A 5676-nucleotide genomic window follows, 5' to 3' on the forward strand; every position below is an offset into this window, starting at 1 on the left:
AACTTCCATACCAAAGCGTTGTCTGAGAATCGTTTCCATTGAAGGAAGGGCAAGTCCTTCGGTAAAGCTGCCGAATTTGGCACCGAGTCCCCCAATTTGCTGACCTAATTCTTTGAGTTGTTTGTCAGTTTTCTTCTGTTGTTGCGCGTTTTCCTTCTGTTGCTGACTAACTTCCTTCAATAGTAGGTCAGTCTCCTTCAGTTGTTTGTCAGTTTCTTTTTGAGCAGTCGCTAATTCGGCTAAGAGTCGCCATACGTCTTCGGATGTAGTTGCCACAGCTAATTTTTTCTATTTGATTTGGTCTATTGCTATTTTACTGAATTTTGCCGATTCATGAAGAAGATGGTGCTTCTGCCTTTGAGTAAGAGAGAGATAAGTAGGGTGTACGAATAGCATCATCAATGGCAGAACACTGACTCGGTTTGACCAATGCTTTCATTTCTAAGATAATCATTGCTTATCGACCTCAAACAACTTATATTAAGTTAACCTGTACAGCATAGATTGTCAAGATTTTAGTCGTGCTTCGCTGTTTTATATTGGTCGGTGTTTCATACCGTCGCACTAAGCACTTCGGGTCTTCACCCCGACATTTGAGATAAAAATCTCTATTTGGCAATTTTTCGGACATCGAGTCCTCAAATTGCTGCACTCTACCTCCCCACCCCGCTAAGTGATCGGGTAGGGACTGACGCAGGTTTGTTGAAGGACTAATCTTCTGAGGATGCCAAAATTAATCGGTAAATCCCTTGTGTAAGAAGAGTCCAGGCGAAAAAAAGCCAAAAAGCATCGGACTGTATAGCGCGCCACTACATCTCAGAAAAAACCTCTTACAATGGAGACAAGAATGATCGGAGATCAATGGGGGTGAACGTCATGTTAGTGATTTTAACCGACGAACACATTCTCGATACGGGTTCTGTGTGTCAGGGCTGTCTTTTAGCCAACCAGCAGGGGCAACCCCGGTGGCGAGAGGGTAAACTAGGCTGTGGTCACTCCTTGGGCAAAGGGGGAAGCCAACAGCCCAATCTCTACGAGTGTCAGATGGGCTTTACAATTGCTAATATTGAAGGCTAATCAGACCTTTTAAATGCTCAACTTAGAGTTGAGTTAGGGGGATTTTCTTTGGACTCGGAGGAGAGAATCAAGGCTATTGCTAATCCCCAATTCAGCTTAGATACAATGACAATAATGGCTGAGGGTTTCGTAGCATCGATCATAGGCTTTTTGGGCTTGGGTTAAAACATCGTCGGAAATTTCTATATCTAATTTTCTGGCTTGTTTAATAATTTTACCCGCTTTGATATTCTCGGAAGAATCGCCTATACCACGAGTGCCAGTGGTTTTTAAAACTCGATATTCTTCAGAAAATCCCGTTTTAGTATCGAGATGACTCTGTAAACTATTAAAGACAAATTGACTTTGGTTTAATACCTGATCGTGGGTGATAAATAAACTCTTTTCTTTGCTGTTAATTAATCGAGCATAACTTTCTAGGGTGGCTAAACGACCAGTATAATAGCCTAGCGCGTGCTGCTCGTTTTGATGGGGTTTAATATCTAGAATACTGGCTAAAGTGCGCTGCGGTTCTCGTAGTAAAAATATGGTCTTAACTGCATCAGATTGCAAAAAACTATGATCTAAAAACTTCTGATCATGAAGAACTTTATCTAAAATATATTTATGATTCATGTTTAAATCTTTCAAACGCCAGTAGAGTTGAAACATTAAAGTTTTAAAATCCTGTTCACTCTCATAAACCAGATGAGTTTCGCCAAAACCGATAATTTCAGGATTAGAATTGAGGATATGGGTCAATAAAGACGAACCCGATCGCATATGGCTAAGAATAAATAAAACCTGATAGGGTTGGGGACGAAAGAGAATTTTATAGGGGTCTTTGGGTGTATCAATGCGTACCTGAAAATACTTATAAGTTAAACGATGGGTTAAACCCTGCCAAGATTGGGGTAAGCGATCGAGGGCTATAGTCATAGGTTAATAAGGAATTGTGTCAACTTGTCGCTAAGATTCCCCTATAATGTATCCCATTTAAGACCCAAACAAAAGTGAGGTTTATACAAAATGGGATTGCCAAGTTGTTCGCTCTGGTTTTTTACGGCGCGAACCGATGTCTGGTTTATGATGAACACTATTCCCCATCTAGTCAAAATGAGTCAGTTTCCCTTCGAGGAAAAGGTACTGGCTATCGACACGGCCCCTTTAAGCGGGGAAAAGGTCAATCGCCCCGGACTGGGTACAATGGAGGAATTAAGAGCCTGTGCCGAAAAATTAGTTGAAGATGGCATAATCGATCGCCTAGTGGATTTTAACTACGATCCCAGCTATCGTCAGCGCATCTATCAAAAGCATTTCGGCAGTCCCCTCCGTTCCACCCATAACTACAAAGGTTATCCGATTTTCGGCTCGATCTTCAAAATCGAGTCATGTCGCAGCGATTATATGGTCCATTATGACAGTGACATGATGCTCTACCAAGAACCGGATTACAGTTGGATCCGCGAAGGGATCGAGTTAATGGAAACCCATCCAGAAATGATGTTTGTGCGTCCTTTGTCCGGTCCACCGCGGCCCGATGGTACGATTGATTCTGCCCATCCTTGCACGAAAAATCCCGATGGATTCTATCAATTTAAATTTTTTGGTAGTCGTGCCTATCTACTTAATTGTCGTCGCTACGATCGCCTTTTACCGATCACCCCCCTCTGGCGCTCTTATAAAAATACCTTTCTCGATCATTTACCCGATGGTTTAAAAACTTGGGGCAATATTTTGACCGGCAAAGGAAAACTCGACTCTTGGGAAATTATGGTTTCTCGCTCCCTAGAACAAAGCAACTACTATCGCGCCACTCTCACCAATGCCAAGGGTTGGACTCTGCACCCCAACGAGCGCTCTGCCGCTTTTAGGCAAGCTTGGCCGACTATTATCGAAAAAATCGAAGCGGGTATTTACCCACCGACCCAAGCTGGTTATTATGACCTGATACCCGAATTATGGTATTAAAAGAGCGTTATTTCTCTAGATTTGAGGTGAGGCGGTACTTAGAGATTGCTGGTGAGGCGATCGCCGCTTAGATTTCATAGCACCAGCTAAGTAGGTGGGTGGAATTAAATGTAAGATGAACGTAGGTTGGGTTGAAGCATGAAACCCAACGCCCGCTCATGTTACGCTACCGCTAACCCATCCTACAAATAATTGTGCCTCCCTACTTATAACTTCGTAAGCGCCTGTTGTTTTCGTTAAACGATGTAATATTTTGTGTACACCGCAACTCATTGACGATTGCGTAATGTAGAAAGTGAGTGCGGCGACAATTGTACTTGTCAAACAATGGTATAGTAAGCTAAACGGCGCTTAACCTGCATGATCCAACAGCTATAACCCTTTTGGAGTCTATATCGGTGATCCGAAGTAAAAGCCGTTTAGCTTACAAGTAAATTGCTGATTATCGGCAGGTAGCGTCTGTCATAGATATAGCTTGTGGAGTTAAAATATGTCTAGTACACACACTGGTATTGAGTGGACTGATAAAACGTGGAATCCAACAACTGGGTGCGATAAAATTAGCACTGGCTGTCTGCATTGTTATGCCGAAGCTATTACACAGCGTTTTCCCAAAAGCTTTCCCAATGGATTCAGTTTAACTTTGCATCCAGAAAGATTGGAAGAACCCTTACGTTGGCGCACTCCCAGTCGAGTTTTTGTCAACTCAATGAGTGACCTTTTTCATGATAATGTGCCTCTCGACTTCATTAGACAAGTTTTCTCAGTTATTCGTTCAACACCTTGGCATATATATCAGATACTAACAAAGCGACAAAGCCGTTTAGGTGATTTAGCGTCTAAATTAGATTTTCCAGAAAACATTTGGCTAGGTGTATCTGTCGAAAACCAAAACCACATAGATCGGATTGAACATCTTCGGACAGTGCCTGTTTCAGTGCGTTTTATTTCATGTGAGCCACTTTTAGGACCCCTAGAACTTAATTTAACTGGCATTGATTGGGTTATTGTCGGCGGAGAATCCGGACAGAAATATCGCCAGATGAAACTTGACTGGGCAAGGGATATCCGCAATCAATGTCAAAATTCAGGGGTAGCATTTTTTTTCAAACAAGTTGGGGGAAGGACACCGAAAGCAGGGGGTAGATTACTTGATGATAAAATCTGGGACGAGATGCCTAATGCCTGGAATCAGCATATCCAAAAATGGGGAAGTGTCCCACTTAAATCAGCGAGGCGTTCAGAAAAATTAGAGCTTATTGCTTAACTGGAAATGTAACCTTTAAATCATCCGCAAACGTTCCTTTTCGCCGTTTTTTGTCCTCGGGTGAATGTACTGTGACTTTTCCTTGAGATTCAAGATTGCTAAGGGCAGTTTTGTAATTTTTTTTAATGTACGGTTTTCCCACATGATGCTGGTCGTAAATCTCTGCCATCGTCATAGTTTTACCTGAAAAATTGTCCAACAACATAGATTCCAGTTGATCAAGAGGACGGGTTAGCTCAAAGAGTAACGGTTGTTGAAGAGTTGCAGGATTATACTCAAAAGATGGTACGCCCTGCGTCTGTTCAGAACTCTCTTTAGCCATTATCTCTTTCATAATTTCATAGCCTTTAGGATGCTTGCTTACAAAAATTAGGTGATGGCTAGTACGATTTCCCATTTCATGTCTGAAACGAAATGGAAGAACATATTTACGACCCATTTCTTTCAAGGCTTCACAGATATATTCTACAACGGTTAACTCACGCTCTTGTGGAGTAAGTGTTTTCAATCGTTCGCGGAGTTGATCTGCTCGCACTTGTCCGAATAGCGCATTTATGTGTTCTTTGACTGCATCATTATTTAAACCCATGTTGATGCGATTGTAATTGAAGAAGAAGATGCAATCACAACCCCAATCTTTGACGACCGAATTAACAAGTTGAAGAGATAGCCCCTTGTAACCCCAAGGATCAACAAAAAGTAAAGTGGGAACTAATTTCATGCTTTGGAAGGTTTTAACTATGTCCTCTCCCACCTCATATTTTGATATTTGAGGGCGGTATTTTAAATTTTCTATGCCCGGAATTGAATCTATAGCTTGTTGAAGAGAATTAACATTTTCGACATCGGCATCGTTAAAGATCGATACCAGCATATTTCGCATATCTGGATCGGCGATGGCAGTTTCTAGAACCTTTACTGGGGTTGATTTTGAGCCATCTTTATATCGTCCTGCACCAGCAAAAAGGTCAACATAAGCGATTTTCTGGACTGAAGACGATCCCTTAACTTTTGAAATTATAACTTTTGCCCAAGCCCAGAAATATTTCTCAACAATCCTAGCTTTGATCAAGGACTGTTCTTTTTGCTCATTGAAGAAGGAATTTTCAGTCATAAGCTATATCAATAGTTACGATGCCGAAGGCGCTGGGTAGCGGCAAGTCGCTCTCGTCGGATGCGTTAATCAAACATAACATACCTTATTTTTGTTTGAATTATACTAAATCCCTTGAGTATAGGCTCTGAGAGGGGGACAAGCGAGCTAGAAGGTAGATAGGGCAAGCGATATCGCTCTTTGTCCTTTGATGTAATCCTTCAACCGATAGCGGCTAATTTGCATTAGCTCTTCTATATTTTTTTGGAACATTTGATGTAGCTGGAGC

The 5676-nt window shown here is 41.7% G+C and carries 6 protein-coding genes and 1 pseudogene; 3 read left to right on the forward strand and 4 right to left on the reverse strand.

The window, feature by feature from the left end; translation table 11 throughout:
* Both IM456_RS09975 and IM456_RS23300 read right to left on the reverse strand, forming a co-directional pair.
* Positions 1-276 (reverse strand): DUF3782 domain-containing protein (locus IM456_RS09975; protein WP_287693652.1); only part of this gene is annotated, 276 nt, incomplete at its 3' end.
* 106 nt (positions 277-382) lie between these two features.
* A pseudogene (locus IM456_RS23300) lies at positions 383-454 on the reverse strand (transposase); the annotation flags it as partial.
* Positions 455-876: 422 nt separating this feature from the next.
* Here IM456_RS23300 and IM456_RS09980 point away from each other — a divergent pair.
* Positions 877-1077 (forward strand): hypothetical protein, encoded by a 201-nt coding sequence (locus IM456_RS09980; RefSeq protein WP_002735656.1) that lies wholly within the window; start codon positions 877-879, stop codon positions 1075-1077.
* Positions 1078-1173: 96 nt separating this feature from the next.
* Here IM456_RS09980 and IM456_RS09985 read toward each other — a convergent pair whose 3' ends face one another.
* The gene (locus IM456_RS09985) at positions 1174-1995 is read right to left on the reverse strand and encodes a sulfotransferase family protein (protein WP_287693654.1); all 822 of its coding nucleotides are present in this window, start codon (positions 1993-1995) and stop codon (positions 1174-1176) included.
* Between the two features lie 90 nt (positions 1996-2085).
* On the opposite strand from IM456_RS09985, the gene IM456_RS09990 reads away from it, so the two are divergent.
* Positions 2086-3027 (forward strand): hypothetical protein, encoded by a 942-nt coding sequence (locus IM456_RS09990; RefSeq protein WP_287693656.1) that lies wholly within the window; start codon positions 2086-2088, stop codon positions 3025-3027.
* Positions 3028-3517: 490 nt separating this feature from the next.
* A complete protein-coding gene (locus IM456_RS09995) occupies positions 3518-4294 on the forward strand; it encodes a DUF5131 family protein (RefSeq protein WP_287693658.1) in 777 nt (258 codons plus the stop codon).
* Here the strand turns inward: IM456_RS09995 and IM456_RS10000 are convergent.
* A complete protein-coding gene (locus IM456_RS10000) occupies positions 4284-5408 on the reverse strand; it encodes a three-Cys-motif partner protein TcmP (protein WP_149986897.1) in 1125 nt (374 codons plus the stop codon). The genes IM456_RS09995 and IM456_RS10000 overlap by 11 nt on opposite strands.
* Positions 5409-5676: the final 268 nt, after the last annotated feature.

This window comes from Microcystis sp. M079S1, from assembly GCF_020246425.1.
In the GTDB taxonomy this organism is placed as follows: domain Bacteria; phylum Cyanobacteriota; class Cyanobacteriia; order Cyanobacteriales; family Microcystaceae; genus Microcystis; species Microcystis aeruginosa.

What these genes read in the sequence shown, in the direction of transcription:
- IM456_RS09980 (WP_002735656.1), top strand. Translation starts at nt 877, where the DNA reads ATGTTAGTGATTTTAACCGACGAACACATTCTCGATACGGGTTCTGTG.
- IM456_RS09985 (WP_287693654.1), bottom strand. Translation starts at nt 1,995, where the DNA reads ATGACTATAGCCCTCGATCGCTTACCCCAATCTTGGCAGGGTTTAACC.
- IM456_RS09990 (WP_287693656.1), top strand. Translation starts at nt 2,086, where the DNA reads ATGGGATTGCCAAGTTGTTCGCTCTGGTTTTTTACGGCGCGAACCGAT.
- IM456_RS09995 (WP_287693658.1), top strand. Translation starts at nt 3,518, where the DNA reads ATGTCTAGTACACACACTGGTATTGAGTGGACTGATAAAACGTGGAAT.
- IM456_RS10000 (WP_149986897.1), bottom strand. Translation starts at nt 5,408, where the DNA reads ATGACTGAAAATTCCTTCTTCAATGAGCAAAAAGAACAGTCCTTGATC.